Raw genomic sequence first — 25,761 nt, 5'->3', positions numbered from 1 at the left:
TCACCACGGTAATCGAGAACCCCATGCCTCAACCGCGTCCCTACAAAGTTGCACTCAACGGCTACGGCCGGATAGGTCGTTGCGTCTTGCGTGCGTTGTTTGAGCGTGGCGAAAAAGCCGGGTTTGAAATTGTCGCGATCAACGATCTGGCCGACATGGCCAGCATCGAATACCTGACACGCTTCGACTCCACCCACGGCCGCTTTCCCGGCGAAGTGCGGGTTGAGGGCGATTGTCTGCATATTAATGGCGACTGCGTGAAAGTCCTGCGCAGTGCCACCCCCGAAGGCATCGATTGGACGTCGCTGGGCGTCGATCTGGTGCTCGAATGCTCCGGTGCCTATAACACCCGTGAAGATGGTCAGCGTTTCCTCAACGCCGGCGCGCCCCGCGTATTGTTCTCGCAGCCGATGGCCAGCGAGGCGGATGTCGACGCCACCATCGTTTACGGCGTCAATCAGGATTGCCTGACCGGCGATGAACTGCTGGTGTCCAACGCGTCCTGTACCACCAACTGCGGCGTGCCGCTGTTGCGCTTGCTGGATAAGGCGATCGGCCTCGATTACGTGTCGATCACCACGATTCACTCGGCAATGAACGATCAGCCGGTGATCGATGCTTATCACCACGAAGACCTGCGCCGCACCCGTTCGGCGTTTCAGTCGGTGATCCCGGTGTCCACTGGTCTGGCGCGCGGTATCGAGCGCCTGCTGCCGGAACTTGCCGGACGAATTCAGGCCAAAGCCGTACGCGTGCCGACGGTCAACGTGTCCTGCCTCGACATCACGATGCAGACCGCCACCGCGACCGACGCCAATGAGGTCAACCGGATCCTGCGCGAGGCCGCCACCAGTGGCCCGCTCAAAGGCCTGCTGGCTTACACCGAGCTTCCCCACGCAAGCTGTGATTTTAATCATGACCCACATTCGGCCATCGTCGATGCCAGTCAGACCCGTGTTTCCGGCCCCAAGCTGGTGAACATCCTGGCCTGGTTCGACAACGAATGGGGTTTTGCCAACCGAATGCTGGACGTTGCAGAACACTATCTGCAGACAGCCATTTCAAAAAAAACGTAGGAAGTGCGACCCATGACCGTGTTGAAGATGTCCGACCTCGATCTGCAAGGTAAGCGCGTATTGATCCGCGAAGACCTCAACGTCCCAGTCAAGGACGGTGTTGTCACCAGCGACGCGCGTATCCTGGCTTCGCTGCCGACCATCAAGCTGGCCCTGGAAAAAGGTGCGGCCGTGATGGTCTGCTCGCACCTTGGCCGTCCGACCGAAGGCGAGTTCTCTGCCGAGAACAGCCTCAAGCCCGTCGCCGACTACCTGAGCAAGGCCCTGGGCCGTGAAGTGCCGCTGGTGGCTGATTACCTGGGCGGCGTTGACGTCAAGGCCGGCGACATCGTGCTGTTCGAAAACGTGCGCTTCAACAAGGGCGAGAAAAAGAACGCTGACGAACTGGCCCAGCAATACGCGGCCCTGTGCGACGTGTTCGTGATGGACGCCTTCGGCACTGCTCACCGCGCCGAAGGTTCGACCCATGGTGTCGCCAAGTTCGCCAAGGTCGCCGCTGCTGGCCCACTGCTGGCCGCTGAACTGGATGCACTGGGCAAGGCCCTGGGCGCACCAGCTCAACCAATGGCTGCCATCGTTGCCGGCTCCAAGGTCTCGACCAAGCTCGACGTACTGAACAGCCTGAGCCAGATCTGCAATCAACTGATCGTCGGTGGTGGCATTGCCAACACCTTCCTCGCGGCGGCCGGTCACCCGGTTGGCAAATCGCTGTACGAACCGGATCTGCTCGACACTGCACGCGCCATCGCCGCCAAAGTCAGCGTGCCGCTGCCGGTTGACGTGGTGGTTGCCAAAGAATTCGCTGAAACCGCTGAAGCCACCGTCAAGCTGATCGCTGACGTCGCCGCTGACGACATGATTCTGGACATCGGCCCGCAAACCGCAGCCAACTTCGCCGAACTGTTGAAATCGTCGAAAACCATTCTGTGGAACGGCCCGGTTGGCGTGTTCGAGTTCGATCAATTTGGTAACGGCACCAAAGTCTTGGCTCAAGCCATCGCTGAAAGCTCGGCGTTCTCCATTGCTGGCGGTGGCGACACCCTGGCGGCCATCGATAAATATGGCGTGGCTGAGCAAATCTCCTACATTTCCACCGGTGGCGGCGCGTTCCTTGAATTCGTCGAGGGCAAAGTGTTGCCAGCCGTAGAAGTCCTGGAAAGCCGGGCCAAGGCCTGAGGCCGCCCGTTTGGCCAGGCAAAGGAGTGTTTACATGGTCAAGTCGTTAGCACTGTTGTTGCTGACCGGTACGCTGGCGGCCTGCGGGAGTAACCCGAAAGCCGAAGCCACGCCCGCGCCGAGCGAGTCACAGAAGGGCTGTTATCAGGCCGACTGGCAGGCCGAAACCAACCCGGTGCTGAACAAGCGCTCGGGGCCGGACGGCCTGGACAAATACGAGACGCAAACCCCGGCCAAGGAACATGGTTGTCCTTGACGGGTCTGACTCTTTAACTCAGGGCTGGCGGTATGTGCCGTCAGTCGAGGAACACGGATGAAAGGCTTGATCGCCATTGCGGCGTTGGCATTGTTGGGCGGTTGCGCGCAGTTGAACCTGTTTCAGTCTTCCGCCCCGGCGGATAACTGGACGACCTGGACCTGCGACAGCCAGGCCAAAGTGCTGTGGCGTTACGCCGATGCCGGCCAGAAGGAAGTCGACGTTCGACTCGGTGGCGGTGATCAGGTCTATCGCCTGAAAGAAGAGCCGGGCGCTTCGGGCACGCTGTACAGCGATGGCATGCTGGCGTTTCACCTCAAGGGTGACGAAGGCCTGGTGTACTGGGTCGCCACCAATGACCTGATCGGCCGCGGCTGCAAGGCCGAGTAGTTGCAACACCTGTAGGAGCAGAGCTTGCTCGCGAAAGCGGTGGCTCAGCTTGCATCAATAGTGAATGTGCCACCGCATTCGCGAGCAAGCTTTACTCCTACAGGGGTTCTGCGCTGTTCTGAAGAATTTGCTTTATCGAATCACCAGACCGGGCCTTAACCCCCGATCTGCAATCACTTGAATAGCCGCCGCCGCTCCGGCAGGCTGGCACGATTAACGACCCTCAACCGGGAGAGACACACACAATGGCACTTATCAGCATGCGCCAGATGTTGGACCACGCAGCCGAATTCGGCTACGGCGTTCCAGCCTTCAACGTCAACAACCTTGAGCAGATGCGCGCCATCATGGAAGCCGCTGACAAGACTGACTCCCCGGTGATCGTCCAGGCTTCGGCCGGCGCTCGCAAATACGCCGGCGCGCCATTCCTGCGTCACCTGATCCTTGCCGCGATCGAAGAATTCCCGCACATCCCGGTGTGCATGCACCAGGACCACGGCACCAGCCCTGACGTCTGCCAGCGCTCCATTCAACTGGGCTTCAGCTCGGTGATGATGGACGGTTCCCTCGGCGAAGACGGCAAGACCCCGACCGACTACGAATACAACGTCCGCGTTACTCAACAAACCGTCGCCATGGCGCACGCCTGCGGCGTTTCGGTTGAAGGCGAGCTGGGCTGCCTGGGTTCGCTGGAAACCGGCATGGCCGGTGAAGAAGATGGCATCGGCGCCGAAGGCGTTCTGGATCACAGCCAGATGCTGACCGACCCGGAAGAAGCCGCTGATTTCGTCAAGAAGACTCAGGTTGATGCCCTGGCCATCGCCATCGGCACCAGCCACGGCGCCTACAAGTTCACCAAGCCACCTACTGGCGACGTGCTGGCGATCGACCGCATCAAGGAAATCCACAAGCGCATCCCGAACACCCACCTGGTGATGCACGGTTCCTCGTCGGTTCCGCAAGAGTGGCTGGCGATCATCAACCAGTACGGCGGCGACATCAAAGAAACCTACGGCGTCCCGGTTGAAGAAATCGTCGAAGGCATCAAATACGGCGTACGCAAAGTCAACATCGACACCGACCTGCGTCTGGCCTCCACTGGCGCCATGCGTCGCCTGATGGCCACCAACCCGAGCGAATTCGACCCACGTAAATTCTTCGGCGCGACTGTGACTGCAATGCGCGATGTGTGTATCGCTCGCTACGAGGCTTTCGGCACTGCCGGTAACGCTTCGAAGATCAAGCCGATCTCGCTGGAAGCGATGTTCCAGCGTTATCTGAAAGGTGAGTTGAACGCCAAGGTTAACTAAGCCTGAGCGTTAAGCTGCTGATACAAGAAACCCGCCGTGAGGCGGGTTTTTTGTGGGTTGCAATGTCTGCCTGCAGTAAAACTATCCAAAAGTTAGAGCAAATGGTGCTGCTGATTGCTTGATGGCAGTAAACACGTGAGGCGCTTGTTCCCGATACTGAGAATGGCGCTTCAGCACCTCTTCAACAGCGATGAGCAACTTTTGAATGCGCTCTCTGGGCTGCTCGATTTCACAGGTATGGCCAAACTCCAGCAGTCCTTGTCGGGAGGCGAACATTGACTTGTTGCCCGCCAGATCCAAAGCCAAAACATCTTCCGGAATATAGGCGGTGGTGTTGACGATGTCGTAAGCCGGCGCCAGATGCGCATCGCGTTGCGTGGGTTCTGAATAGAGTAAACCGAAATTTTTCAAATGAGCGTCGCCATTTCCGACGATGCAACTCAGGGCAACGCTATCGAAGAGTTGATCGAGGGACGTGCGCAAGTGTTTCGCCGGGCAAAACACTCGAACAGCCTTCGCGATCGCTGCATAACTTTTGCTGTACTTCTGAGTAGCCGGCAGCCCCATTAACACGGCCATGTCTTCAAAACCGATCGGGTTGAGCTGATCGTCGCGATCAAAGCGGCGCATGACAAACAGCTTGGCGTTGTCGGAAAGGTAAAACGGCGGAACGGGAATGCCCGCGTCTTTTGCCATGGACATACACAGGAATTCGTTTATCGCCAGGCCTGGGAATTCGTCTCTGCCACTTTTGATGATCAGGTCCGAGGTTTTGGATGTCACTCGCGGCAACTCTACCTCTTGTCGTTCCGGCACCAGCAATTTGGGTTGAACACCTGAAATGCCTGCCCGCAGGATGTAGCGATCAAGCATGTCGGCGAAGATATCTTCCGTGCCGTCCCACGTGAGAATCTCTTCGAGTTTCTCTCCCGGAAATTCTTGCTCCTCCAACAAGGCATCAACGGTTTCAGAGCGTACGTGAACCCTGCCAATGGGTGATGTGCTGCCGGAAAGCGCCAGTAGCAGCATTGGGTCGACGTTGACTGTCTTGGCCAAGCGATTGCGTAACTGCTCCAGCACATAGCCTTCTGGCAGATTCATCTGAAATACAGGATGCAGCTCGCGTCGACGAAACTCGTCATGCCTTACAGGCATCGACAGACTGATCGCCATTTCTGGCGATGCATCTTCGTGATAACGGAAGGTGAAATCCTCAGTGTTGCTGAAAAGTCTGCCGCTATTACCTTGTGGGGTGCTGACTCGAAGAGAGGCCATTTTCATTCGAATAAATCCCCAAGCTCTTCAAGGGTTGGCATCGTTGCTGGAACCACCGAGAGTTCGCAGTCCAGAGCAGCCAAAACGCGCGCGTAAGCGATCATGCTGACAGAAAGGGTGCCTTTCTCCACTGCGATTACTTTGTATCTTGTCAGTCCCGCCAGATCGGCAAGCTTCGCCTGCGTCAGGCCACGATCTATACGTTTTTTGCGTAATTGGATGCCGAGCCGGTTAATCAATAGAGAGTGGTCCATGTGTCGCTACCGTAACATTTAATATCGAAGGTAGCGTATACGAAACATTTTATCCACGCTTCACTGCAAACTGCTGCCCTTTCTGATGCACGTTTACTCGTCCATGAAACCGGAAGTGGCTGGCGATCATCAACCAGTACGGCGGCGACATCAAAGAAACCTACGGCGTACCGGTTGAAGAAATCGTCGAAGGCATCAAATACGGCGTACGCAAAGTCAACATCGACACCGACCTGCGTCTGGCCTCCACTGGCGCCATGCGTCGCTTGATGGCCACCAACCCGAGCGAATTCGATCCGCGTAAATTCTTCGGCGCGACTGTGACTGCAATGCGCGATGTGTGTATCGCTCGCTACGAGGCTTTCGGAACTGCCGGTAACGCTTCGAAGATCAAGCCGATCTCTCTGGAAGCGATGTTCCAGCGTTATCTGAAAGGTGAGTTGAACGCTAAGGTGAACTAAGCCTGAGCGTTCGCTAGCATTATGAAAAACCCGCCGAGAGGCGGGTTTTTTACTGGGATAAATAATTCTGTCGCCTTTAGCGCGGTTTGCGGCTTGGACCCCCACCAGGCTCTCTTGACCCATGGAGGCCGGTCAGGCCTACTTTGGCCGAAATCACGGGGTAGCTCGACTTTGTCGTGTAATAGTTAATCTCCTTAAAGCCTCCATCGGAAAGCTTGATACTAAGGGTGCCTAGCTGTTTTTCAATGGATGCGATCTCTCCCGCTTACGTTGTACCATCCTCGAGTTCGAAGTTGACTGACTCACCTATACTAAGCTCAGATATTTCTTTAATGGTCATTTCAAGTACTCCCTTACAAGTTAATGAGGCGTTTCCACTGTTCCAGTTTTTCCGGTTGCGTGGAGAAGAATATATGGTGTGTCTTGTTTGGGTAGCTGTAATAAAATGACAGTTTTTAATGACGTTTGGCGATACCTGTTATCGTAAATGGGCGACTCATCTCTTCAAGGAGTGAGCGTGCTCGGGATGGCGGTGGAACAGCCAGTTCAGATGTTGGATGTTGATTCGTAATCGCGAGCAGGCTCACTCCTACAATTGGATCGGATGTGGTCTGCAAAAAATGCGGTCGGCTTTCAGGCCATCAACAGTGGCAAGATTGACGTGCTTGGCGTACGTCAGTTGATGGCGCTAAGGGGCTGGGAAGCCCTTTTCGTCTGCTGTGAGCACAGAAGCAAACGCCCTGAACAAGTCGGGGCGTTTGCGGGAACTACCATCAATGCGTTTTCACGCAGGCTGGTCAGGCGGTTTTTTATTGTTTTACTCCTCTATTTTATTATTTTGGAGCCAAGCGAAATAGTCCTTTTCAAATTGCTGGTTGCTATATATGGAACCGTCTCGATTTGTGTACTCACCGTTTACGATTTTGCAAAGGATATTGCAGGCTTCTTCTTGTTCTGAATCGGGGGTTCCACCAGGCGGGATGTGAAAGCGCTGCCCGGGGTTGCTGTTACGATTTGAATAAATATAAACGGCCCTAGAAAAATTAACATATTTGCGAGGTTCGCCTGGTTTTTCCGAAGTGGCTGATTCGAATATGCTTAGAGGGTCAAATCCGTTATCGGTTGCGACCTTCTTAAGCATTAACTTGTTTCCTAGAAAACTTCCGGATATATAATTTTTTGTTGACATGCTTATTTTCCTTGTTGATGTTTAGTGAAAGAAGACTTTCCTGCTAACAAGGGATGACCTTACGTCAGATGCTGCATGTCGTATCCTGTAATAAATGACAGTTTTTATAATGTTTCGCTATGTCTAGGTTGGCGAAGTGATCAGATGAATATAAATGTACGAGACTCAAGATTGCAGAGGAGTAAAGGACTTGTTTAATTCAAAGGCTGCGATTTTTGTATAAAAGGCAAGTTGTGCTGCCTGCGTTCAACGAAACAGGTATTTTTCGATGTGCTCGGTTATTTGATCGATTCAGCCTCCACCCATCGCGTCGCAGCGGCATACGATTCTGGCGATTCAGCAGATCATCATGCTGGCCGAACTCGCGATAAACCGCGTTCTTGATAATGCGGAAATGGCGCAGTCTGTGGCGCACAGCTGAACCCCTGTAGGAGTGAGCCTGCTCGCGATGGCGGTGGATCAGACCATAAATATTGAATGACACACCGCTATCGCGAGCAGGCTCACTCCTACAATTGGATCGAGTGCGGTCTGAAAGATATGAGGTCTCCGTGAGGTCGTCATCGTTGGCAAGCCAACTCCCACAGGGTGCGGAGTACGGGCATCATTATTTGTCGTGATCGATGTCGAGTTTGCTGAAGGTTACCTGCCCACCCTCGCTGGTGTACCCGGAGTTGTCCTGCACATAACCCCCTGCCTTGAAATACAGCGGCTTGTTGCGCCACGTCGCGCTGATCTGTGAATCCCACTGATAACCCGCCGCGCTGATGCCGAGTGCGCCGCCGGGGCTCAAGTGAATGAGGTAGTTGAATTTGTTATCCAGTTTTATTTCGGTGGCCAGGGTAATAACGCGGCTTTCTTTATCATCGAGAAGCATGCGCACGTTATCTTTCATCCTCCGGCGCAATGCGTCGCCTGATGGCTACTGACCCGAGCGAGTTTTGACCCACGTAAATGCTTCGGTGCGACTGTGACTGCAATGCGTGATGCGTGTATCGCTCGTTATGAAACATTTGGTACTGCGGGTAATGCTTCGAAGATCAAGCCGATCTGGTTGGAGTGATGTATCAGCAGTATTTGAAGGGTGAGTTGAACGCTAAGGTTAACTAAGCCCGAGTGTTTGAAAAATAATAATAAAAACCCGCCGAGAGGCGGTTTTTTTGTTGGAGAAATTTTTCGCCTTTGGCGCAGTTTGCGATTTGGACCTCCACCAGGCCCTCTTGTCCCATTCCATTACAAGTTAATGAGGGTAGTAGCGGAAAGACGCAGTAGCTAACTGAAAGAAGAGGAAGAAAGGCAGAGAATTTAATGAGGAGAAGGGGGGCGATCTATCTGGCTCCCCTTTTTTCTCGATTTTTCTCTGGGTTGTTAAGATATTACGATGTTGAGGTTTTGACTCCACTGAGATTGTTCGCTTGAAAGAGAGCAGCGCGCAGTAATGAGTAAAGAACCACAGGGAACGTTTTTAAGGTTGAGCTTTGCAGAAAAATGACTATTCTCGTCGCAGAAAACTTCAGCCAGACTTTCTCCGCTGTCTGCGATGTAAATACTGACATGCGTTCTTGGCTGTCCTTTGCCGTAGACATCCCAGCCATTGTTGTTGTTTCGGCAAATAGTGCTGCCGTTAGGGGTTTCAAAGTAGGGTGTCATGATTGTCATATTATCGTCCTTGTTTTTCGAATTAACCAAGTGAGGAAATCTGTTTCTCTCTTCCTCTTTTTTGTATTGCGTTTTAAGGTTAGGTTGAATTTATTGGGCTGTCACCTGTAATAACTGACAGGTTTTTATATGGTTTCTCTATGCGTAAGCAGCGAGTAAGGGAATAAGATTCTTGCAGGTGAGGGCAGAGTTTTTTAATTAAATTTGATTTGATTTTATAAATAAGCCTGTCCAGATTCTAAGTTGTCTGGGTTTTTTACAGTCAGCAGTTCGGCGTCAAATTGTAACTTCAAATAAATTTTTCGAGATGTAGCAGTATTGCATCCTTTGAAAATCTTCTGATTATAATGCTCGTTAGATCTCCATTTTCGAATATCAACAATTTCGGGAGTTCACGGATGTTATATCGGGCTGAAATTTGCGTATTTTCGTCGACGTTAAGTTTGACGACTTGAATCCTTCCCTGATAGTCGCGAGCGATTTCGTCCAATATCGGATCGATCAATTTGCAAGGTCTGCACCATTCCGCCCAACAATCGACTAATACGGGTAGTGCGGATTTTAGAACATCCGCGTCAAAGCTAGCGTCGCTGACGTGTTTGATAAGTTCGCTGCTCATGTGATTCTCCGTGGAAGTGATGTCAGCAGTGCAAGTTGCTACTGGCTTTTTTTACTGCGTTGTTGCGTCACTTCGAGGAATCTAGAACGATGCAGCTGTGAGTCACCTGTAATAACTGACAGTTTTTAAGAGCCTTTTGCGATTTAAGCTAGAACCGGTTGCGATTCAAAAGTTGTATAAAACAGGACGATCCCGATAGCGGCAAGGCTTCATCATGCTGGCCGAACTCGCGATAAACTGCGTTCTTGGTAATGCGGAAATGGCGCAGTCTGTGGCGCACAGCTGAACCCCTGTAGGAGTGAGCCTGCTCACGATGGCGGTGGATCAGACCATAAATATTGAATGACACACCGCTATCGCGAGCAGGCTCACTCCTACAATTGGATCGAGTGCGGTCTGCAAGATATGAGGTCTCTGTGAGGTCGTCATCGTTGGCAAGCCAACTCCCACAGAGTTCGGAGTATGGGCAACTTTATTTGTCGTGATCGATGTCGAGTTTGCTGAAGGTTACCTGCCCACCTTCGCTGGTGTACCCGGTGTTGTCCTGCACATAAACACCTGCCTTGAAATACAGCGGCTTGTTGCGCCATGTCGCGCTGATCTGTGAATCCCACTGATAACCCGCCGCGCTGATGCCGAGTGCGCCGCCGGGGCTCAAGTGAATGAGGTAATTGAATTCGCGATCCAGTTTGATCCCGGTCGCCAAGGTGATAACGCGGCTTTCGTCCTCGTCCGGGTGCATGCGCACTTTGATCACCAGGTTGCCGGTCTCGGTTTTGGTCTTGTATTGGTACTCGAGTTTGACCAGCGGCTTCTGGCTCTCATACGCGTGAATCTGGCCAATGACGATCTTCCCTGAGCTCGGCACTTTGTTGACCGTCACTGTCGCGCGCAGCAGGTTATCGGCGTCCGGGTAGTACCAGTTACGCAGCGTGCCGTTGCTGAAGGTCTCACGCAGTTCCGTACGTGGGTAAATCGCATTTTCGGTTTTTGACCCGGTAACCGGTGACCAGAAGAACAAGGTGCCGGTGTCGGAATGGAAGTACTGATCCTTGAAGCCCTTCACCAGTTTTGAGGTTTCGACGGTGTACGGCGGGCTGCCGACGGGAACGCTGAGGTTCCAGGTTGCGAGATCGATCATGTCGGTTCTTCCACTCAGTTCATCCTGAACGCGGGTGCCAGAAGCTCTAGTCCGCGCCTTTTAAGGGCGGCCTTTATAAGCGTAGAGGTGTTTTTTGTTAACGCCCGTTTGGCAGATGATTGGCGTCAACATCCTGTCGAAATGCCATCTATCCCGGTTTCCGGGGGTTGTAGCGGTGACCGTTAGTCGGTAAATCGAGGCTTTGGTTAAATGATGGCCTGATGACAGCTACTGCTTTTACAGATCCCGGACTAGAGTGAAGGCTCAGTATGTGTACGGTTTTTAACCGGAACCGACCTGTAGTCCCGACAAGAGAAGCAGCATGGAATGCGCGCAACCCCAGCCAGGTGAAGGCAGCTCTGTCTTATTGATCGTTGATGATTACCCTGAAAATCTGATCAGCATGCGCGCGTTGCTGCAGCGTCAGGATTGGCAGGTCATCACCGCCGCTTCCGGTTTCGAGGCGCTCAATCTTCTGCTTGAACACGACGTCGACCTGGTGCTGCTGGACGTGCAGATGCCGGGCATGGATGGCTTCGAAGTCGCGCGGTTGATGCGCGGCAGCCAACGCACGCGGCTCACCCCGATCATTTTCCTCACCGCCAACGAGCAGTCCCAGGACGCCGTAATCAAAGGCTACGCCAGCGGTGCGGTGGATTACCTGTTCAAACCTTTCGATCCGCAGATTCTCAAGCCCAAGGTGCAGGCGTTGCTGGAGCACCAGCGTAATCGGCGCGCCTTGCAGCGACTGACTCATGATCTGGAGCTGGCCCGTGCGTTCAACGCCTCGGTGCTGGATAACGCTGCCGAGGGCATTCTGGTGGTGGGTGAGGACGGCCTGATCCGTTTCGCCAACCCGGCGATTTCGCGGTTGCTCAATGCGCCGGTAAAAGAGTTGGAGGGTCAGGAGTTTCTCGATTACTTGCAGAAACCGCATATCCCGTTGTGGGCCGATTCCGAGTTTTATACCGGTTATAAGCGTGGCGAAACGCTGCGACTGCACGATGCGTTGTTGCGCACCGCGCCCGGCCAGCAAGTGCCGGTGGCGTTGTCATGCGCCGCGTTGCCTGCAGAACAGCATGCGATGGTCGTCACCGTGCTGGACATGTCGGTTGTGCGCCATTTGCATCAGCAACTGGAGTTTCAAGCCGTTACTGATCCGCTGACCGGGTTGCTCAATCGGCGAGGCTTCTATCAGACCGTGGAAAACCTGCTGTTGCGCGGCGAACGCAGCGACAGCAGTTGGGTGTTGTTGTACCTGGATCTGGACGGCTTCAAACGCGTCAATGACTCCCTCGGCCATGATGCCGGCGACCGCGTGTTGCGCTGGGTCTCCGAGCAATTGAAAGCGTGCCTGCGGCCGTTCGACATTCTTGCGCGCATGGGCGGCGATGAATTCACCGCGTTGCTGGACCTGGAGTTCCCCGAGCAAGCGGCGAAGATTGCCGAGAAACTCATCGAGCGCGTGTCGATCTGTCAGCAAATCGAGGGGCTGGATATCGCCCTCGGTGCCAGTATCGGCATCGCGACGTTCCCGGACTGCGGTTCGAACCTTGACGGTTTGCTGCGCGCCTCCGACATCGCCATGTACGAAGCCAAGCGTGCCGGGCGTCAGCAATATCGTTTCTACGACCACGAAATGAATGGCCGCGCCCGCTCGCGCTTGATGCTCGAAGAAAGCGTGCGCACCGCCATCGAAAACCGCGATTTCAATCTGGTGTATCAGCCGCAGGTGGCTATTGATAGCGGGCAGATACGCGGCTTTGAAGCGTTGTTGCGCTGGCAGCATCCGAGCGTCGGCGACGTCCCGCCGGGGCTGTTCCTGCCATTGCTGGAAGAGGCGCGGCTGATCAGTCGGCTGGGCAGTTGGATCTATCATCGCGGCGCCGGTCAGCGCAAAGCCTGGGAAACCTTGTTTGCCGAAGATCTGGTGCTTGGCGTGAGCTTGAGCAACACCCAGTTCAGTCTGCCCAATCTGGTCACCGAGTTGCGTCAGGTGATGGAACGTCATGCCTTGCAGCCGCGGCAGCTGGAAGTCGAAGTCACCGAAGAAGCGCTGATGCAAAACCCGGATGAAACCCGCAAGCAACTGCGTTTGTTGCGCAATCTTGGGGTGCGCGTGGCGCTGGATGACTTCGGTTCCGGGCCATGCTCGTTGGCGCATCTGCGCGATCTGGAGTTGGACACGCTCAAGCTGGATCGTCACCTCATCGCCCGGTTGCCGGACTCTGCCCGCGACGCCTCATTGGTCAGCAGCGTGATCAACCTGTGCAAACAATACGGTTTGCTGGTGATCGCCGAAGGGGTCGAAACGATCGAGCAATACCAATGGCTGCAAGCCCACGGCTGCGAGTACGTGCAAGGTTTCCTCGTCGCGCGGCCGTTGATCGCCGAAGACGCGGCAAGCTTCGCCGAGCCTTTCGACTGGAGCGCGCTGCCCGGTTGAATTCGCTACACTGGCGCACCTTTTTTGAACCGTGTCGCCCGTCCATGACTGTGTTGAAGTACCTCCAGGCCTATCCCGCGCAACTCCAGGATCAGGTACGCCAATTGATCGCCGACGGGCGTCTGGGTGAATACCTGGATCAACGTTATTCGGGGCGGCACGACGTGCAGAGCGACAAGGCGCTGTACACCTACGCGCTGGATCTGAAGCAGGAATACCTGCGCAATGCGCCGGCCATCGACAAAGTACTGTTCGACAACCGCCTCGACCTGACCCATCGCGCGCTCGGTTTGCACACCACGGTTTCGCGGGTGCAGGGCGGCAAGCTCAAGGCCAGGAAAGAGATTCGTATCGCCTCGTTGTTCAAGGAGGCTGCGCCGGACTTTCTGAAAATGATCGTCGTGCACGAACTGGCGCACTTCAAGGAATCGGATCACAACAAAGCGTTTTATAAATTGTGCGAGCACATGCTGCCGGGGTATCACCAGATCGAATTTGATCTGCGCGTGTACCTGACATGGCGGGATATGCAATGAAGACCAAAAGATCGCAGCCCCTGTGGGAGCTGCCGCAGGCTGCGATCTTTTGACTTTCTAATCAACGGGGCCCATGCATGGACGTAAGCAAGACCAAAAGCAGCTTTTACCGCCGCCTCTATGTGGCGTACCTGATCGACAGCGGCCTGGCCCCCAGCGTACCAACGCTGACCGAAGTCACCGGCATGCCCCGGCGCACCGCGCAGGACACGATTGCGGCGTTGGCCGATCTGGATATCGTGTGTGAGTTCGAGCAGGAAGAGGGCGCACGCAATCATGCCGGGCGCTATCGGATTCGTGAATGGGGGGCGATTGATCGCGGGTGGATCGAGCGCAATCTGCGGCAGATCAAGGCTGTGTTGGAGTATCCATAAGAGTTGCTTCGCCTGAACTGACGCCTTCGCGAGCAGGCTCGCTCCCACATTTTGACCGCATTCACCCGATCTAATGTGGGAGCGAGCCTGCTTGCGATGAGGGCCTTAAGAGCGGCGCATGCCGATATGCGGAATGCCGTCCTCCACATACTCCTCGCCCGCCACCACGAAACCGTACTTGCCGTAATACCCCTGCAAATGTGCCTGCGCCGACAGATAGATCGGCACTTGCGGCCAATGCTTCTCGGCCTGTTTCAGCGCCTGCTCCATCATTTCGTGGCCCAGCCCCTTGCCTCGCCCTTGCGGCGCGGTGATCACGCGGCCAATCACCACGTCGCCGCCCTGTAGTTCCGGATCCAGCAGGCGCAGGTACGCCATCAACTGATCATCCTCCCAACCCATCAAATGGTGGGTATCACCCTCCAGATCCTGGCCATCGAGATCGGGATACACACATTTCTGTTCGACCACGAACACTTCCGACCGTAGCTTCAGCAAGGCGTACAGCTGCTCCTTGCCCAGATCACTGTGATGTTTGCAGATCCACTCGATTGTCATTTTTCGATTCCTTGAACGTGTCGCCCGATACTAAGCGCCCACGTCAAAGATGTCTGTATGGCGTAAGAGTCTGTGACAAAGGTCAAAATGCCATCATTCCTTTCTCGCGCCGCTGTCTTCTTTGTGTAATCTGCTGGAGAGCGCTGTGCACTGGCTCTATTGAGCTAATGTTAGTGCCTGGGTTTTGCCGGTACGGGGCCTTGGGGTTTTGACTGAAAACATGCTGGGCGAACCGCCCGCTAAGGATTTTCAAGCATGCCGCGATTGCATCGAGCCTTTGCTTTGATCGGATTGCTCCTGCTGGCTCAGACCGCTGTCGCGGATAAGCTGAGGCTGGTGTTCGATATCTGGCCGCCGTTTACCGATGACACGCTGGTCAATGGTGGGTTGGCCACCGATATCGTCAGCACTGCGCTGGCCCGCGCCGGTTATGCCAGCGGCTATGAACAAGTACCGTGGGCGCGGGCGTTATTGGGGGTTGGCGAAGGGCGTTACGACGTCTTGGTCAACGCCTGGTACAACGACGAGCGCACCAAACTCGGAGTTTTTTCCGGTGAGTACCTGCTCAACCGCATCCGCTTTCTCAAGCGTAAAGACACCCCGCTCGATTACAGCAACTTGCAGCAACTGCACACTTATCCGATTGCGGTGGTGCGCGGTTACGCCTATTCGGCGCCGTTCGATGCCGACACCGCGTTGCAGAAAGTCCCTGTGCATAACTTCGCCATGGCCGTGCGCATGTTGGCGGCGGATCGGGTCAAGTTGACGCTGGAGGATGAGTTCGTCGCGCGTTATTACCTGGCGCGGGAATCACCGAAAGTGCACAATGCGGTGGAGTTTTTGCCCAAGCCGTTGAGCGAGAACAGTCTGCATATTCTGGTCAGCCTGAAGAACCCGCAGCATGAGCAGATTGTGGCGGGGTTTGATCGGGCGATTGCGGCGATGAAGGCGGATGGCAGTTATGAGCGGTTGCTCCGGCAACATGGCATGTGAGTTGCTGATGCAGAATTTTCTGTGTGGCTGATGGCCTCTTCGCGAGCAGGCTCGCTCCCACAAGGGTTGTGTGTCGTGCACAAATTCACTGTGGGAGCGAGCCTGCTCGCAAAGGCGTCCTGTCAGCCAGCGTTAACCTCACTGGTGTCCTTTATCAGGTGCGCCGCCAAGGTACGCAACGGCCCCAACTGCCGGCAAATCAACGCCAATTGCGTCTGCACCAACCGCTGCCCTTCATCAATCTCATCGGGCATCTGCTCCAGTTCGTTGGCCAGCGCCTCTTCTTCATCACTCTGAATCGCCACCGGTTGCTTGTTTGCCAGCCCTTGGGCGATTTCATCGATGCTTGCCGCGAGTTTCACCCCGGCGCCGTCAATCAAATGCTCGCGCACTTCTGCCGGCAATTGGGTTTCGCGATGCGCGCCCAGGCCTGACAAGTAACTGAGCAATGTGTGCGACAGCACCAGAAAACGGAAGCCGACATCCGCTTCTTTACGGAAATGCCCCGGCTCCATGAGCATGTTCGCCAGCGTCGTCGACAGTGCCGCATCGGCGTTGTGCGCGTTGCGGCGGGCCAGGCGATAGGCGAGGTCGTCGCTTTTGCCGGCGGCGTATTGCTGCATGATCTGCCGTAGATAGATGCTGTTGCAGCTCAGGGTGTTGGCCAGCACTTTGTTCAGACGTCGACCCTGCCAATCCGGCAGGAACAGGAATACCGCCAGACCGGCAATCAAACTGCCCAGCAGCGTATCGAACAGCCGAGGCAGGAACAGCCCATAACCGTCACCGACCTGGTTGAAGCAGAACAGCACCATGATGGTGATCGCGGCCGTCGCCAGGGTGTAGCGGGTCGTGCGGTTGGTAAAGAACACCACGCCGGCGGCGATGGCGAAACACGACTGCACCAGCGGGCTCGGAAACAAGTCGAACAACGCCCACGCCACGGTCAGGCCGATGGCGGTGCCGAAGATCCGCTGACCAAGCTTGCGTCGGGTTGCACCGTAGTTCGGCTGGCAGACGAACAGCGTGGTGAGGATGATCCAGTAGCCTTGCGACGGGTGAATCAAATGCACCATGCCATAACCGATACTCAAGGCCAGCGGCAGGCGCAGGGCATGGCGGAACAGCAGGGAAGTCGGTGTCATTTGTGTGCGCAGGCGTACCCAGACGTCTTTGAAGTTGCGCGGTGAGCGGTCGAGCAGGCTGCTGTCGGTCGCGTCGGCCAAGGCATCGGGATTGCTTGCGTCGCTGAGCAAGCGGTCGAGCGTGCCGAGGTTGGCAGCCAGCGCACGCAGTGAGCGCAGCAGTCCGCGCCACGCTGGATTGCTCTGGATGCGCAGGTGTTCGAGGGAGGCGTCGAGGTCACTCAGGGCTTCGGCGAAATTCGCATCGTAGATGAACGGTTGGCGCATCTGAATCGATTCGGCCAGTGCCCGACAAGCCTTGCCTTGCTGACGCAGCAGACGCTGGCAGCGGAACAACACATCGCTGTGGAAAAAAGCATCGGCCAGCGCGTTGTACGGATAGTGCGAGGAGCTGGCGCGTTCGTGGATGTCCTGGGCGAGGAAGTACAGCTTCAGGTAGCGGCTGACTTTCGAGCCGGGGCGACCGTTGCCGACCCGGTGCAGGATGATTTCCTTGGCGCTGTTCAGCGCAGCCACGACGCGGCCGTTTTGCTGGGCCAGTTCCAACCGCCGCGCTTCGACGTCCATCTGCCGGATCGGTTCGAACAGCGAGGATTTCAGCTTCAGGTAAAAACCCAATTCGCGGAACAGTCGCGCCAGACTCTGCTGCACCGGCTGATTGGAAAACATCGCCTGCCACAACACCGACAGCAAGCCATACCACGCGGCACCCGCGACCAGCAGCATCGGCTCGTGCCAGAAATCGGTGACTGCGCCGCCACGCTGATCGACGCCGATCATGGTGTAGACGGACAGAATCAAGGTCGCCGAGGCAATCGCGCCATAACGCTCGCCGAGCGCGCCGAGCATGGTCAGGCCGAAGCTTGCCAGCGCGAGCGCTATCGCAAAAACGATGGGGTAGGGGAAGAGCAATTCCACCGACAGCGCGGCGATGCTGAAACACACCAGCGTCACGGCGAGGGCGTTGAGGCGGCCCTGCCAACTGTCGTCGGTCTCGGCCAGGGCGCTGGCGATAATCCCCAGGAACAACGGGATCAGCAGGCCCATTTCATCCTGATACCAACACAGCGCCATGCTGCCGGTCAGGGCGATGAACACCCGCACGCTGTAGCTGAATTTATCCAGCGCCCACAGGCGCCGCAAAGACTGACGAAACGAGGTCGAGGACATGAAGTGCGAAGGCCTTCCGAGGCGATGCCGCTAAATTGAGCCAGTAATGACGCCGACGCAATGGCGCCGATCACATCTGACAGCAAAAAGTGTTCCTTGATCGCCCGCTACCCCTGTAGGAGCTGAGCTTGCTCGCGAAGACGGCCTCACATTCAATAAAGGTGCTGACTGTCAGATCGCTTTCGCGAGCAAGCTCAGCTCCTACAAAAAGCGGTTGTCATTAGGCGTACTGCGCGGCGGCATAGCCGGAGGCCCAGGCCCACTGGAAGTTGAAGCCGCCCAGATGGCCAGTGACGTCGAGCACTTCACCGATGAAGTACAGGCCCGGGCTTTTCAGCGATTCCATGGTCTTGGACGACACTTCGCGGGTATCGACGCCACCGAGGGTCACTTCGGCGGTGCGATAGCCTTCGGTGCCGGCCGGCACGACTTTCCAGCTGCCCAGCTTGTCGGCGATTTCCCCCAGTTCGGCGTGGGTGTATTGCTTCATCGGTTTGGAGACGAACCAGTTGTCCGCCAACAAATTGGCCATCTTCTTGGTGAAGATCTCGCCAAGCAGGGTTTTCAATTCGCTGTTCGGACGCTCGGCGACTTGTTCCTGCAGCCACGTAGCAGCGTCGTGATCGGGCAGCAGGTTGATCTCCACCGTGTCGCCAGATTCCCAAAACGAAGAGATCTGCAAAATTGCCGGGCCACTGAGGCCACGGTGAGTGAACAGGATGTTCTCGCGAAAGCTCTGATCGTTGCAGCTGACCAGGCAATCCACCGAAGTTCCCGACAGTTCGGTGCACAGTTCCTTGAGCTGGTCGGTGATGGTGAATGGCACCAGACCGGCGCGGGTCGGCAGTAATTCATGGCCGAACTGCCTGGCCACCTGATAACCAAAACCAGTGGCACCCAGCGTCGGGATCGACAAACCGCCGGTCGCGATCACCAGCGACTGGCACTCGACCTGGCCGAGAGTGGTGTCGAGCAAGTATCCGCTTTCGACTTTCTCTATGGTCTGTATCGAAGTGTCCAGATGCAGCTCGACGCCGACCTGATCACACTCGGTGAGGAGCATTTCGAGGATGTCGCTGGATTTGTTATCGCAGAACAACTGGCCGAGCTTCTTCTCGTGATACGGCACGCCGTGCTTGCCGACCATGCCGATGAAATCCCACTGGGTATAACGCGCCAGCGCGGATTTGCAGAAGTGCGAGTTGTGCGAGAGGAAATTGCTCGGTTCGGTGTACATGTTGGTGAAATTGCAGCGGCCACCGCCCGACATCAGGATTTTCTTGCCGGCCTTGTTCGCATGGTCGAGCAGCAGCACCTGACGCCCACGTCCGGCGGCGGTCAGTGCACACATCAACCCAGCGGCGCCAGCGCCAATGATCACGACTTCGGTAGAGCGCAAAACGGTGTCCTCATGTTGGGTCGCTACAAAACAAACTGTGGGAGCGAGCCTGCTCGCGAAAGCGGTGTGTCATTCAACATTGATGTCGACTGACAGATTGCCTTCGCGAGCAGGCTCGCTCCCACAGGGGATCTCCTTTGGGTGGAAGATCGATTACAAAATGCGTACGCGCAGCGAACGGCCCTTGATCTTGCCGTCGTTCAGGCGCTGCAAGGCCTGCATGGCCACGGTGCGGTCAACGGCCACGTAAGCCTGGAAGTCGAAGATCGCGATCTTGCCAACCTGAGCGCCCGGAATCCCGGCATCGCCCGTGAGTGCGCCAAGAATATCGCCCGGACGCACTTTGTCCTTGCGGCCAGCGCCGATGCACAGCGTGGTCATCGGCGGCTGCAACGGCGCGAGGCCCTGGGACTTGAGGTTATCGACCTGATCCCAGTTCAGCGGCGATTTCTGCAGCTGTTCGATGGCCTGAGCACGGTGTGCTTCGCCCGGTGCGACCAGGCTGATCGCAATGCCTTTCTCACCAGCGCGACCGGTACGGCCGACGCGGTGAATGTGGATTTCCGAATCACGCGCCAGTTCGACGTTGATCACCATGTCCAGCGCATCGATGTCCAGACCACGGGCGGCAACGTCGGTGGCAACCAGTACCGAAGTACTGCGATTGGCGAACATCGCCAGCACCTGATCACGGTCACGCTGTTCCAGATCGCCGTGCAGGCCGACGGCGGAAATGCCCTTGGCGGTCAGGTGATCAACGGTTTCCTGCACTTGCTGCTTGGTGAAGCAAAAGGCTACGCAGGACGCCGGGCGGAAGTGGTGCAGGACTTTGGTCACCACACTCATACGGTCTTCCGGGGAAATCTCGTAGAAACGCTGTTCGATCTGCGTGTCATCGTGGAACGCTTCGGCTTTTACCGTTTGCGGATCACGCATGAATTTCGAGGCCAGTTGCTTGATGCCCACCGGGTAAGTGGCGGAGAACAGCAGGGTCTGACGACGCTCTGGCGTCTTGACGATGATGTCTTCGATGGCGTCGTAGAAGCCCATGTCGAGCATGCGGTCGGCTTCGTCGAGGATCAGCGTGTTCAGGCCATCGAGCACCAGCGAACCTTTGCGCAGGTGCTGCTGAATGCGCCCCGGCGTGCCGACGATGATGTGCGCGCCGTGCTCCAGCGAAGCGATCTGCGGGCCGAATGACACGCCGCCACACAGGGTCAGAACCTTGATGTTGTCTTCGGCGCGGGCCAGGCGACGGATTTCCTTGGCGACCTGGTCGGCCAACTCGCGCGTCGGGCAGATCACCAGCGCCTGGCAACCGAAATAGCGCGGATTGATCGGGTTCAGCAGGCCGATGCCAAACGCGGCGGTCTTGCCGCTGCCGGTCTTGGCCTGAGCGATCAGGTCCATCCCCTTGAGGATCACCGGCAAGCTCTGCGCCTGGATCGGCGTCATCTGGGCATAACCGAGTGAGTCGAGGTTAGCCAGCATGGCGGCGGACAGCGGCAGAGTGTTAAAAGCGGTGGCGATGGTGGTCACGGGACTGGCCTGCAAAACAAAATGTCGCGCAGTGTAGCAGCCCCGTGCCACTTTCCTCGAAAGTTCTGGACGAACAGCGAGTGAATTTGAGCCTAGGCTTTCCTGACTACAAATAAACCTGTGGCGAGGGGATTTATCTGTGGCGAGGGGATTTATCCCCGTTGGGGTGCGCAGCACCCCCTATACCCGCCACCTCGGTACATCAGACCCATCGCATTCAACCTTTTGGGGCCGCTGCGCAACTCAACGGGGATAAATCCCCTCGCCACAAAAGCCACCATGGCAAATTAATGTTCGATGTGTTCTTCAGGACGTTTCGCGCGGCGGCCGTCTTCTTTCGACAGTTGCGAGAAGATCGTCGCCGCGAGCATCGCCATGATCCCGACGGTGACGAACGTCAGTTGGAAGGCACCGAGCACGGTCTCGACGCCATCGTTACCGACCTCTGCGGTAAACCCGCCAAGCAGCGCACCGGCGCACGCCACACCCAGACTCAACGACAACTGCGCCACCACCGAGAGCAAACTGTTGCCGCTGCTGGCGCTCGCATCGTCGAGGTCGATCAGCGTCACCGTGTTCATCGCCGTGAATTGCAGCGAGTTGATCGCGCCGAGCACCGCCAGCAAACACAGGAGCAGCCAGTACGGCGTCTGCTCGCTGACCAGACCCATGCTCGCCAACATGATGCCCAATGCCAGCGTGTTGCCGGTGAGGACGATGCGATAGCCAAGCCGCTCAATCAATGGCCGCGCCACCCACTTGGCGATCATCGCCGCAGCCGCCAGCGGCAGCATGCTCATCCCCGCTTGCGACGGCGAATAACCCAGCGCCACTTGCAGCAGCAACGGCACCAGAAACGGCAAGGCACCGCTGCCCAGGCGCGCGAACAGGTTACCGAGGATGCCAACGGCAAAGGTCCGCGTTTTGAACAGTGATGGCGAGAACAGCGGGTTTTCAATGTGCCCGGCGCGCAGCCAGTACGCCGCCAGACAGGCCATGCCGCCGAACAACAGCAACATCACCCGCAGGTGCGGCAAGTGCAGTTCGCCGAGGCCTTCCATGGCGATGGTGATCAGGATCATCGCCGCGCCAAACAACAGGAAACCCAAACTGTCGAAACGTGTGCGCTCGGTGCCGCGCAGGTCGGGAATGAATTTCCACACCGCGTAGCACCCGATGACGCCGACCGGCAGGTTGATCAGGAAGATCCAGTGCCACGTCAGGTATTCGACCATCCAGCCGCCCATGGTCGGGCCGATCAACGGGCCGAGCAGGCCGGGGATGGTGATGAAACCCATGATCCGCACCAGTTCGGATCTCGGGTAAGCGCGCAACACCACCAGGCGTCCGACCGGCAGCATCAATGCGCCGCCGAGGCCTTGAATCACCCGGGCACCGATCAGCATGGTCAGGCTGCTCGACAACGCGCAGAGCAGCGAGCCGAAACTGAACAGCAGGATCGCACCGAAGAAGATTTTCTTGGTGCCGAAGCGATCGGCGATCCAGCCTGAGGCGGGGATCAACAATGCCACGGTGAGCATGTAAGAAATGACCACACCCTGCATGCGCAAGGGGTCTTCGGCGAGATCACGGGCCATGGCGGGCAGGGCGGTGTTAAGAATGGTGCCGTCGAGGGACTGCATGAAGAACGCAATGGCCACGACCCACGGCAACCAGCGGGCGGTGACGGCGTCGAGAGGCGGGCGAGTGGGCATGGAACCTCTGGAGGGTGGCTATCCGAATTCTTGTCCAAAAATGAAACCCCGTGGCGAGGGGATTTATCCCCGCTGGAGTGCGCAGCAGTCCCATTTTTTGGGGCCGCTGCGCGACCCAGCGGGGATAAATCCCCTCGCCACAGTTTCTATTCCAACAGTTGATTCCCGGTGTGCCGGGGATCTTTGTTTTACAGCGTTAGCGTGAGTCGGCTGACCAACGCGCCCGGCAGCAACGCTGACGAGGTATTGCGCTGGCTGTATGTACTCGCCGACAGCAGCAACTCGCGCTCCGCCGTCAACGCTTCCAGCTGCGAACCCAGCAGGCTATAGGCGCTGTCATCGAAACGCATGGTGCTGACCGGTGCCTGGATCTCGCCGTTCTCGACCCAGAAGGTCGCGAAACGGGTCATGCCGGTCATGCGCGCCGCCGGTTGATCCGAGAAGTTCAGGTACCACAGGTTGCTGATGTACAGCCCGGTGCCCAACTGCTTGAGAATCTCCACTTGTGACAGATCGCCGGCCGCCATGTTCAGCGCACTCGGCGATTCACCGCCGCTGGCGCCGTTGGCCGTCAGGCCATATTCCGCCGCACTGCGCGAGCCAACCAGTTGATCGCCTGCCTTGCCTTCGACGATCAAGCGCAGATCGCTGCGCGGATAACCTTCACCGGAAAACGCGGGGCTCAGCGAGTCGCTAACCTTTTCGTCCAGCGATACCAGCGGACTGAATGCCTGATCGCCGACATACAGTTTTTGCAACGGGCTGCTCTTGCTGGCAATCGACTGTGCCGAGAAACCGCCCCAGCTCAGCATGCCCATGATTTCTTCCAGCGCCGCCGGGGCCAGATAGGCACGGTACTGTCCCGGCGCCAAGGTGCGCAGTGGCCGACCGAGAAATGCCAGTTGCTCGCGAGCCTGACCGAAGCGCTTGGCGAAACCCTCACTGCTCCATTCATGCCCAGCGTAGCTGGCCTTCACTGCTTCGCCGTTTTCGTGAAACAGGCTGAAGTCGAAGTTGAAGCTGTTCGCCTGATGCCAGCCAAACGCCCCCGAGGAGCTGGCGAAACCACGGCTGATCGGACCGGCAGCGTAGAAACCGACCAAGTCCAGGCCTTCAGCGGCGGCGCAGATTTCATCGACTACCTGTTCAGTGTCCGGCAGCGGATGCTCCTGCACATTCTTGCTCTGCCAACCGTTGTGGTTGAGCAGCAGATACGGATCCTGGGGCAGCAATGGCAGGGTTTCGCGCAGTTGTTGCAGACCTTCGGCGAGGCGTTGCAGGTCGGCTTCCTGATCACCGGACAGGGTGATATGCAGGTCGGCATGGCGGCCGTCGTTGATCAGCTTCAGGCCGATATCGGCTTGCTGTACCTGTCCGGCCTGACGCACCTTGGCGTGATTGAAACGCACGAACGCCGACGATTCGGCGGCATAGCTGAGGGTGAACTGTTCCGGCTCGCGCACGGTGTCGCGCAGCCAGTTGACCAGAACTTTAAAGGCCTCAGCCTGATTCTTGACCGTACTCATCAGGCGTCTCCCCCAAACACATCAACGTTGCTGAATACGCAGGCCGGCGAAGCGTGGCCGACGCGGATCACCTGGTTCGGTTCACCCTTGCCGCAGTTCGGCGTGCCCAGCACCTTGACGGTGTTGGCGTCGCCGACGGCGCGCAGGCTTTTCCAGAAATGCGCGGAAATCGCCCGGTAGTTCGGGTTTTTCACTACGCCTTTGAGTTCACCGTTTTCGATCAACTGGCCCCATTCGCAGCCGAACTGGAATTTGTTGCGCGCATCGTCGATTGACCACGAGCGGTTGGTGCTCATCAGGATGCCGTTTTCGATGCCTTCGATCAGTTGATTCAGCGGCTGATCGCCGGGCTCGATATTGAGGTTGGCCATGCGATCGATTGGCGGACGATTCCAGCCACAGGCGCGACTGTTGGCGACGCCATCCAGGCCTGCGCGAAATTGCGACAGCGCACCGCCCAATGGGCGCAGCAACAGGCCTTCACGAATCAGAAATTGCTTGCTGGCCTTGGTGCCGTCGTCGTCATGGCCGTAGCTGGCGAGTTCTTCGGGAATGTCCGGGTCGAAGGTCACGTTGAGCAGTTTCGAGCCGTATTGCAGGCTGCCGAAGTCGCTCGCCTTGACGAAACTGGTACCGGCGTAATTGCGCTCATCACCGAGGATGCGGTCGAGTTCCAGCGGGTGACCGATGGATTCGTGAATCTGCAGCATCATTTGATCGGGCATCAGCAGCAGGTCGCGCGGGCCTTGCGGGGTGTTCGGCGCGAGCAGCAGTTGCAGCGCCTGATCGGCGACTTGCGGGCCGGCGCCGACCAGGCCGCATCGGCTGATCACGTCCGCGCCGCCCTGTTGGCCGAAGTTCTCGCGGCCGAGGCTGCGGGTCTGGCTGTCGTTGCCGTCGTAGGCGGTGACGTCAAGGCCCGGGTAGACGAAACGCTGGGCCTGGCGCAACTCGGCACCGGCGCTGCTCAGGTATATCTGTTCAACGTGGGTAATGCCGACGCTCACTTCCCAGTTCACCAGGCGCTCATCCTTTGGCACCGAGGCGGATTCCGCGCCGAGCAGGTCGAAGCATTCGCTCAGGGACGGGAAGGGCTGGTCGAGATTGGGTGAAAAGTAGTCAGCGCGGTCGCTGGAGACCGGCTGATCGCGCAGATCGAGCAAGGCGTGCGGCTTCAGTCGGCGGGCTTGCTGCTCGGCGCGATCAAGGGCGGCTTGCAGGCCTTGCTGCGACAGGTCGTTGGTCGCGGCATACGCCTCGACGCCATTGACGCGAACGGTGAGCATCGCCCCTTCGTCGCGGCTCAGGCTCGGCGGTTCGGCGACGTTCTTGCGCACCGACAGGTACTGGCCGGACTCGCGTACGTACCTCAGGGAAAAAAATTCAGCGCCCGTGCGCAAGGCAGCGAAGCGCTGCTTGAGCTGGGGGTGGAAATCGAACATTCGGGAACCTCCTTGTCAGGGGGAAGCGGGGTGAGGCTATTCGGCGGGGAGGGTGAAACGGTTGCGCGAGGTCTAGAGTAGGCCTGCGTGGGGGGGAGTATCAAGGGTGACG

22 protein-coding genes and 4 pseudogenes are annotated in these 25,761 nt (G+C 57.1%); 12 read left to right on the top strand and 14 right to left on the bottom strand.

The annotated features are described in order from the left end of the window. Positions 1-23 precede the first annotated feature (23 nt). The 5 genes from epd (at position 24) to fba (ending at position 4,208) form a co-directional block, all read left to right on the top strand. Entirely contained in the window at positions 24-1,076 is a 1,053-nt protein-coding gene (gene epd, locus JFT81_RS21630) for an erythrose-4-phosphate dehydrogenase (protein ID WP_201228948.1), read from the top strand. A 12-nt stretch (positions 1,077-1,088) separates the two neighbouring features. Beyond that, positions 1,089-2,252: a phosphoglycerate kinase gene (locus JFT81_RS21625; RefSeq protein ID WP_008081033.1), complete on the top strand. Its 1,164-nt coding sequence runs from the start codon at positions 1,089-1,091 to the stop codon at positions 2,250-2,252. 34 nt (positions 2,253-2,286) lie between these two features. Further along, the gene (locus JFT81_RS21620) at positions 2,287-2,508 is read left to right on the top strand and encodes a hypothetical protein (protein WP_007913756.1); all 222 of its coding nucleotides are present in this window, start codon (positions 2,287-2,289) and stop codon (positions 2,506-2,508) included. Positions 2,509-2,565: 57 nt separating this feature from the next. Next, positions 2,566-2,898 (top strand): MliC family protein, encoded by a 333-nt coding sequence (locus JFT81_RS21615; RefSeq protein WP_201228946.1) that lies wholly within the window; start codon positions 2,566-2,568, stop codon positions 2,896-2,898. A 245-nt stretch (positions 2,899-3,143) separates the two neighbouring features. Then, positions 3,144-4,208 (top strand): class II fructose-bisphosphate aldolase, encoded by a 1,065-nt coding sequence (gene fba, locus JFT81_RS21610; protein ID WP_003229012.1) that lies wholly within the window; start codon positions 3,144-3,146, stop codon positions 4,206-4,208. Positions 4,209-4,289: 81 nt separating this feature from the next. On the opposite strand, the gene JFT81_RS21605 is transcribed toward fba, so the two are convergent. Together JFT81_RS21605 and JFT81_RS21600 are read right to left on the bottom strand one after the other, a co-directional pair. Next, positions 4,290-5,489 (bottom strand): type II toxin-antitoxin system HipA family toxin, encoded by a 1,200-nt coding sequence (locus tag JFT81_RS21605; RefSeq protein ID WP_201228944.1) that lies wholly within the window; start codon positions 5,487-5,489, stop codon positions 4,290-4,292. Continuing rightward, positions 5,486-5,737 carry a helix-turn-helix domain-containing protein gene (locus JFT81_RS21600; RefSeq protein WP_201228942.1) on the bottom strand — a complete coding sequence of 84 codons (252 nt, stop codon included), beginning with the start codon at positions 5,735-5,737 and terminating at the stop codon, positions 5,486-5,488. Before JFT81_RS21600 ends, JFT81_RS21605 begins: the two co-directional genes overlap by 4 nt. 116 nt (positions 5,738-5,853) lie before the next feature. On the opposite strand from JFT81_RS21600, the pseudogene JFT81_RS21595 reads away from it, so the two are divergent. Together JFT81_RS21595 and JFT81_RS21590 are read left to right on the top strand one after the other, a co-directional pair. Then, positions 5,854-6,198 (top strand): annotated as a pseudogene (locus tag JFT81_RS21595) (class II fructose-bisphosphate aldolase); the annotation flags it as partial. 604 nt (positions 6,199-6,802) lie between these two features. After that, complete coding sequence (locus JFT81_RS21590; protein WP_201198467.1) at positions 6,803-7,156, top strand: hypothetical protein; 354 nt, start codon at positions 6,803-6,805, stop codon at positions 7,154-7,156. A gap of 838 nt (positions 7,157-7,994) precedes the next feature. Here JFT81_RS21590 and JFT81_RS21585 read toward each other — a convergent pair. After that, positions 7,995-8,246, bottom strand: a pseudogene (locus tag JFT81_RS21585) (polysaccharide lyase family 7 protein); the annotation flags it as partial. 29 nt (positions 8,247-8,275) lie between these two features. On the opposite strand from JFT81_RS21585, the pseudogene JFT81_RS21580 reads away from it, so the two are divergent. Next, positions 8,276-8,497, top strand: a pseudogene (locus tag JFT81_RS21580) (fructose-1,6-bisphosphate aldolase); the annotation flags it as partial. 258 nt (positions 8,498-8,755) lie between these two features. On the opposite strand, the gene JFT81_RS21575 reads toward JFT81_RS21580, so the two are convergent. From JFT81_RS21575 to JFT81_RS21565, 3 genes are all read right to left on the bottom strand, one after another. Then, a complete protein-coding gene (locus JFT81_RS21575; RefSeq protein WP_201228940.1) occupies positions 8,756-9,046 on the bottom strand; it encodes a hypothetical protein in 291 nt (96 codons plus the stop codon). Positions 9,047-9,335: 289 nt separating this feature from the next. Continuing rightward, a complete protein-coding gene (gene trxA, locus JFT81_RS21570) occupies positions 9,336-9,665 on the bottom strand; it encodes a thioredoxin (RefSeq protein WP_201228938.1) in 330 nt (109 codons plus the stop codon). Positions 9,666-10,137: 472 nt separating this feature from the next. Further along, positions 10,138-10,806 (bottom strand): polysaccharide lyase family 7 protein, encoded by a 669-nt coding sequence (locus JFT81_RS21565; protein WP_201228936.1) that lies wholly within the window; start codon positions 10,804-10,806, stop codon positions 10,138-10,140. Positions 10,807-11,128: 322 nt separating this feature from the next. On the opposite strand from JFT81_RS21565, the gene JFT81_RS21560 reads away from it, so the two are divergent. The 3 genes from JFT81_RS21560 to JFT81_RS21550 all read left to right on the top strand — a co-directional run bounded on the left by JFT81_RS21560 (position 11,129) and on the right by JFT81_RS21550 (position 14,162). After that, entirely contained in the window at positions 11,129-13,252 is a 2,124-nt protein-coding gene (locus tag JFT81_RS21560; RefSeq protein WP_201228934.1) for an EAL domain-containing protein, read from the top strand. 44 nt (positions 13,253-13,296) lie between these two features. Then, entirely contained in the window at positions 13,297-13,788 is a 492-nt protein-coding gene (locus tag JFT81_RS21555) for a M48 family metallopeptidase (RefSeq protein WP_201228932.1), read from the top strand. A 77-nt stretch (positions 13,789-13,865) separates the two neighbouring features. After that, positions 13,866-14,162 (top strand): winged helix-turn-helix domain-containing protein, encoded by a 297-nt coding sequence (locus JFT81_RS21550; RefSeq protein WP_007913779.1) that lies wholly within the window; start codon positions 13,866-13,868, stop codon positions 14,160-14,162. A gap of 105 nt (positions 14,163-14,267) precedes the next feature. On the opposite strand, the gene JFT81_RS21545 is transcribed toward JFT81_RS21550, so the two are convergent. Further along, positions 14,268-14,720, bottom strand: coding sequence for a GNAT family N-acetyltransferase (locus JFT81_RS21545; RefSeq protein WP_201148397.1), 453 nt, complete (start codon positions 14,718-14,720; stop codon positions 14,268-14,270). Positions 14,721-14,975: 255 nt separating this feature from the next. On the opposite strand from JFT81_RS21545, the gene JFT81_RS21540 reads away from it, so the two are divergent. After that, positions 14,976-15,713, top strand: coding sequence for a transporter substrate-binding domain-containing protein (locus tag JFT81_RS21540; RefSeq protein ID WP_201228930.1), 738 nt, complete (start codon positions 14,976-14,978; stop codon positions 15,711-15,713). Between the two features lie 122 nt (positions 15,714-15,835). Here JFT81_RS21540 and yccS read toward each other — a convergent pair whose 3' ends face one another. From yccS to JFT81_RS21510, 7 genes and pseudogenes are all read right to left on the bottom strand, one after another. Next, complete coding sequence (yccS, locus tag JFT81_RS21535; protein WP_201228928.1) at positions 15,836-18,028, bottom strand: YccS family putative transporter; 2,193 nt, start codon at positions 18,026-18,028, stop codon at positions 15,836-15,838. A 220-nt stretch (positions 18,029-18,248) separates the two neighbouring features. Further along, complete coding sequence (locus JFT81_RS21530) at positions 18,249-19,427, bottom strand: NAD(P)/FAD-dependent oxidoreductase (protein ID WP_201228926.1); 1,179 nt, start codon at positions 19,425-19,427, stop codon at positions 18,249-18,251. Between the two features lie 35 nt (positions 19,428-19,462). Continuing rightward, a pseudogene (locus JFT81_RS29595) lies at positions 19,463-19,552 on the bottom strand (metal ABC transporter ATP-binding protein); the annotation flags it as partial. 28 nt (positions 19,553-19,580) lie between these two features. Further along, positions 19,581-20,918 (bottom strand): ATP-dependent RNA helicase DbpA, encoded by a 1,338-nt coding sequence (gene dbpA, locus JFT81_RS21525; protein ID WP_242482951.1) that lies wholly within the window; start codon positions 20,916-20,918, stop codon positions 19,581-19,583. Positions 20,919-21,253: 335 nt separating this feature from the next. Further along, positions 21,254-22,681 carry a multidrug transporter subunit MdtD gene (gene mdtD, locus JFT81_RS21520; protein WP_201228924.1) on the bottom strand — a complete coding sequence of 476 codons (1,428 nt, stop codon included), beginning with the start codon at positions 22,679-22,681 and terminating at the stop codon, positions 21,254-21,256. A gap of 188 nt (positions 22,682-22,869) precedes the next feature. After that, positions 22,870-24,207, bottom strand: a complete 1,338-nt coding sequence (locus JFT81_RS21515) for a TldD/PmbA family protein (protein ID WP_201228922.1) — start codon at positions 24,205-24,207, stop codon at positions 22,870-22,872. Further along, the gene (locus JFT81_RS21510; protein WP_201228919.1) at positions 24,207-25,649 is read right to left on the bottom strand and encodes a TldD/PmbA family protein; all 1,443 of its coding nucleotides are present in this window, start codon (positions 25,647-25,649) and stop codon (positions 24,207-24,209) included. Before JFT81_RS21510 ends, JFT81_RS21515 begins: the two co-directional genes overlap by 1 nt. Positions 25,650-25,761 lie beyond the last annotated feature (112 nt).

It is taken from the genome of Pseudomonas sp. TH43, from assembly GCF_016650635.1.
In the GTDB taxonomy this organism is placed as follows: Bacteria; Pseudomonadota; Gammaproteobacteria; order Pseudomonadales; family Pseudomonadaceae; genus Aquipseudomonas.
This window is presented reverse-complemented; position numbering and strand designations above follow the sequence as displayed.

Coding starts and splice junctions, on each gene's coding strand:
- epd (WP_201228948.1), top strand. CDS start 24: ATGCCTCAACCGCGTCCCTACAAAGTTGCACTCAACGGCTACGGCCGG.
- JFT81_RS21625 (WP_008081033.1), top strand. CDS start 1,089: ATGACCGTGTTGAAGATGTCCGACCTCGATCTGCAAGGTAAGCGCGTA.
- JFT81_RS21620 (WP_007913756.1), top strand. CDS start 2,287: ATGGTCAAGTCGTTAGCACTGTTGTTGCTGACCGGTACGCTGGCGGCC.
- JFT81_RS21615 (WP_201228946.1), top strand. CDS start 2,566: ATGAAAGGCTTGATCGCCATTGCGGCGTTGGCATTGTTGGGCGGTTGC.
- fba (WP_003229012.1), top strand. CDS start 3,144: ATGGCACTTATCAGCATGCGCCAGATGTTGGACCACGCAGCCGAATTC.
- JFT81_RS21605 (WP_201228944.1), bottom strand. CDS start 5,489: ATGAAAATGGCCTCTCTTCGAGTCAGCACCCCACAAGGTAATAGCGGC.
- JFT81_RS21600 (WP_201228942.1), bottom strand. CDS start 5,737: ATGGACCACTCTCTATTGATTAACCGGCTCGGCATCCAATTACGCAAA.
- JFT81_RS21590 (WP_201198467.1), top strand. CDS start 6,803: ATGTGGTCTGCAAAAAATGCGGTCGGCTTTCAGGCCATCAACAGTGGC.
- JFT81_RS21575 (WP_201228940.1), bottom strand. CDS start 9,046: ATGACAATCATGACACCCTACTTTGAAACCCCTAACGGCAGCACTATT.
- trxA (WP_201228938.1), bottom strand. CDS start 9,665: ATGAGCAGCGAACTTATCAAACACGTCAGCGACGCTAGCTTTGACGCG.
- JFT81_RS21565 (WP_201228936.1), bottom strand. CDS start 10,806: ATGATCGATCTCGCAACCTGGAACCTCAGCGTTCCCGTCGGCAGCCCG.
- JFT81_RS21560 (WP_201228934.1), top strand. CDS start 11,129: ATGGAATGCGCGCAACCCCAGCCAGGTGAAGGCAGCTCTGTCTTATTG.
- JFT81_RS21555 (WP_201228932.1), top strand. CDS start 13,297: ATGACTGTGTTGAAGTACCTCCAGGCCTATCCCGCGCAACTCCAGGAT.
- JFT81_RS21550 (WP_007913779.1), top strand. CDS start 13,866: ATGGACGTAAGCAAGACCAAAAGCAGCTTTTACCGCCGCCTCTATGTG.
- JFT81_RS21545 (WP_201148397.1), bottom strand. CDS start 14,720: ATGACAATCGAGTGGATCTGCAAACATCACAGTGATCTGGGCAAGGAG.
- JFT81_RS21540 (WP_201228930.1), top strand. CDS start 14,976: ATGCCGCGATTGCATCGAGCCTTTGCTTTGATCGGATTGCTCCTGCTG.
- yccS (WP_201228928.1), bottom strand. CDS start 18,028: ATGTCCTCGACCTCGTTTCGTCAGTCTTTGCGGCGCCTGTGGGCGCTG.
- dbpA (WP_242482951.1), bottom strand. CDS start 20,918: ATGCTGGCTAACCTCGACTCACTCGGTTATGCCCAGATGACGCCGATC.
- mdtD (WP_201228924.1), bottom strand. CDS start 22,681: ATGCCCACTCGCCCGCCTCTCGACGCCGTCACCGCCCGCTGGTTGCCG.
- JFT81_RS21515 (WP_201228922.1), bottom strand. CDS start 24,207: ATGAGTACGGTCAAGAATCAGGCTGAGGCCTTTAAAGTTCTGGTCAAC.
- JFT81_RS21510 (WP_201228919.1), bottom strand. CDS start 25,649: ATGTTCGATTTCCACCCCCAGCTCAAGCAGCGCTTCGCTGCCTTGCGC.